The organism is Endozoicomonas sp. SESOKO2, from assembly GCF_024606245.1.
Lineage (GTDB): Bacteria > Pseudomonadota > Gammaproteobacteria > Pseudomonadales > Endozoicomonadaceae > Endozoicomonas_A.
In genome coordinates this window covers 1-3,353 of record NZ_JAHHPQ010000623.1, presented here as the reverse complement: position 1 = coordinate 3,353, position 3,353 = coordinate 1, and the positions used below count along the sequence as shown (strand labels likewise).

Genomic DNA, 3,353 nt, shown 5'->3' with positions numbered 1-3,353 from the left:
ATGTTATTCACAGTGCCGCTTTTCAAGGAAATAGACGCCATGGTTTAACCCCCCACCCTGATTTTTGGATCGATCAGCCCGTAGAGGATATCGACGATAGCGGTGAACAGAATGGTCAGTGATCCGATGATGATAGTCAGTCCCAGTACCAGCGAGTAGTCTCTGTTCAGTGCCCCATTAACAAAGTGCTGACCCATGCCGGGCAAGCCAAAAACGGTTTCGATGACCACTGAGCCGGTAATAATGCCGACGAAAGCCGGACCCAGAAAAGAAACAACCGGCAGCAGTGACGGTTTCAGGGCATGTTTGAGAATAATGTGATGCCTTGGCAGACCCTTGGCCCTGGCAGTACGAATAAAGTTGCTGTTCAGGGTTTCAATCATGCTGGAACGCATGATACGGGCTATTGCCGCTACATAAAGAATACCCATGGCAGCAACGGGAAGAATCATATTCTGCCAGCTACCATCGTTCCAGCCACCCGCTGGCAGCCACTTCAGGCTGATGGAGAAGATCAGTACCATCAGCGGCGCAATCACAAAAGAAGGCAGCACGACACCCACCATGGAGAACGTCATAACGGTGTAGTCGATCCAGGAGTTTTGTTTCAGGGCTGCCAGAGTTCCCAGCCCAACCCCCACAATAACGGTGAACAAAAACGCCAGTGAGCCAATGGTCAGGGAAACCGGGAAGCTCTGCGCTACCAGTTCGTTAACGGTGTAATCCTTGTACTTGAAAGACGGTCCCAGGTCGCCCTGCAGAAGGTCTTTCAGGTAATAGGCAAATTGTTGCCAGAGCGGCTTGTCGAGGTGGTACTTGGCTTCAAGGTTGGCCAGGATTTCCGGTGGCATGTTGAAATCGCCCGTAAAAGGGCTGCCCGGAGCCATCTGCATCAGAAAAAACGACAGAAGAACGAGAATGAACAGTGTCGGAATGGCAACGCCGATGCGTTTCAGAATAAATATAAACATAGGTACACTCATTGTTAGTCTTAGACGACTATGTGTCCCTGACTGTATGTAAAACTTGTTTCCATGCAGGAGAGGCATTCACGAAACCCCTGATTCCCGTGTTTGCGCCCGGAAATCAGGGGGCTTTGCGACATCCCTCAAGAGCGTGGGAACCAGGGGTTTTCCACGCCAGAGAGATTAATGCTTCTTGATATACAAATCTCTGGTGTAAACGTTGTCCTCAACATTGCTCATGGGGTAACCGCCGACGTGGGGCTTAACCAGTCGGCTGGTTACGTATTGGTAGATAGGAGCGACAGGCATCTCATCAGCCAGAATCTTCTCGGCTTCAGTGTAGAGGTGGGAGCGTTCTTCGTCGCTGGTCACGACTCTGGATTTGGCCATCAGCTCGTCATACATCTCGTTTACAAACTGGGAGTCATTCTGACCGTGGGTGGAGGTATTCAGATCCAGCATGGTAGAGGCTTCATTGTAGTCGCCAATCCATCCGGCACGGGCAACTTCGAACTTGCCGTCATTACGGGAATCGAGGAAGGTTTTCCACTCCTGGTTCACCAGAGTGACCTTCACACCGAGTGGCTTCCACATCTGGGCAATGGCGATAGCGATTTTCTTGTGAGCTTCATCCGTGTTGTACAGGATTTCCAGCTCCAGAGGCTTGTCCGGGCCGAAGCCAGCTTCAGTCATCAGACGCTTGGCTTGTGCATTTCGCTCAGCCTGGGGCATTTTGCTGTAGGCAGTGGTCGGTGGTACAAAGCCGCTGATGGTATCAGGGGTGAAGGTGTAAGCAGACTTCTCACCCTGACCTTTCACGTATTGGGTGATTGCATCACGATCGATGGCGTAGGACAGAGCCTTGCGAACACGAGCATCATCAAAAGGCTTACGTTGAGTGTTAAAGCTGTAGTAGTAGGTACCCAGATATGGGGTTACCTTCACTTCATTGGGGCTCGCCTTTTTCAGGGACTTGAAATGTTCAATAGGAATCACGTAAGTCATGTCCATTTCACCGGCCTTGTAGCGGTTCAGCTCAGGAGTGTTCTGGAGAGGCAGGTAAGTCACCTTGTTGATAACGGTTTCATTATTGTTCCAGTAGTTATTGTTACGCTCCAGAACGATTTTTTCGTTAACACGCCAGTCAGCCAGCTTGTAAGCCCCGTTGGATACCATGTTGCCCGGACGGGTCCAGCTGTCTCCTAACTTTTCAACGACTTTCCGGGGAACCGGAAAAGTGGTCTGGTGAGCCAACATTTTGATGAAGTAAGGAACAGGTTGCTCCAGAGTGACCTGGAAGGTTTTGTCATCAATAGCTTTAACGCCCAGACTGTCGGCTGGCTTTTGGCCTTTGACGATAGCAGAAGCGTTGACGATGGTTGGGATTTCCATGAACCAGGCATAACGGGAGGCTGTTTCAGGATCAACCGCACGCTGGAAAGCAAACACAAAATCGCCCGCTGTTACCGGGTCTCCATTGGACCATTTCGCGGTGTCACGAATTTTAAATGTAAATACTTTATTATCCTTGGAAACAGTCCAGCTTTCAGCTTGCCCCGGGATAGTGTTGCCTTCAGAATCCTGAGTTACCAGACCTTCAAACAGATCTTTGGTGATGTTAGAGCCTGGAACACCTTCCACTTTCTGAGGGTCGATAGAGGCAGGTTCTGAGCCGTTCCCGCGAACCAGTTCCTGGACCTGTGCCAGTTGTGTGCCTGCCGGGACGACAGCGGCGCTGGCGCTGGTGGCTGCCATGATGCTGGCGGCCAGAGTCAAAGCCGGAATGCCGACCAGTTTCAGAGCCTTGAATGGCTTCTTCATATTCTTATCCCCTTCATTCGATGACCGGTCTGATAACGGTCAACGCATAATTCTGATTGGAGTTATGGTAATGGGCGGGTGCTGTTGCTGCTGACGGATGTGTCAGAGCAAGACGAGTAACACACGATCCTGTGTATTGCCGTTTTATAACACCTTGTTCAATGATCTCAACCTGAGTGAAGAGTCATCGATGGGTGGTTGTTTTTATTTGATGGACTACTGTCGTCAATTCCGCCGGGCATTGCATTGATCCCGAAAATCTTCCCCGACCCTGCTCATCGGCTCTTCGGACTTTGTATTTTTAATACAGAAAAACCGAATCACAACGGGCGGGTAACCGAATATAACTAAAAGTTTTAAAAAGGATCAAGAAGGTTTTGAACGTAGGTGCATAAAAATTGAATCATTCAAAAAAGGTAGACTTGTTGAGATTTATAAAAATACAGGTGAATAAACTTACTTTTCCTTAATCTATGGTTATAAATTTTTTTCATAAGGGTAATGCAGTTTTTTTATGCTGGCGAAGTTACACTTTTTTTACAGCGCATCAGGGGATAAGTATTTTAT

At 48.9% G+C, this 3,353-nt stretch carries 2 protein-coding genes; both read right to left on the bottom strand.

Features of this window, described 5'->3' with window-relative positions; all coding sequences use genetic code 11:
• Positions 1-44: 44 nt before the first annotated feature.
• Positions 45-971: an oligopeptide ABC transporter permease OppB gene (gene oppB, locus KDK17_RS15370; RefSeq protein ID WP_257288451.1), complete on the bottom strand. Its 927-nt coding sequence runs from the start codon at positions 969-971 to the stop codon at positions 45-47.
• 177 nt (positions 972-1,148) lie between these two features.
• Positions 1,149-2,786: an ABC transporter substrate-binding protein gene (locus KDK17_RS15365; RefSeq protein ID WP_257288450.1), complete on the bottom strand. Its 1,638-nt coding sequence runs from the start codon at positions 2,784-2,786 to the stop codon at positions 1,149-1,151.
• Between the last annotated feature and the right edge of the window lie 567 nt (positions 2,787-3,353).

Excerpts from the sequence above, each read along its gene's own strand:
- oppB (WP_257288451.1), bottom strand. The coding sequence starts at position 971 with ATGTTTATATTTATTCTGAAACGCATCGGCGTTGCCATTCCGACACTG.
- KDK17_RS15365 (WP_257288450.1), bottom strand. The coding sequence starts at position 2,786 with ATGAAGAAGCCATTCAAGGCTCTGAAACTGGTCGGCATTCCGGCTTTG.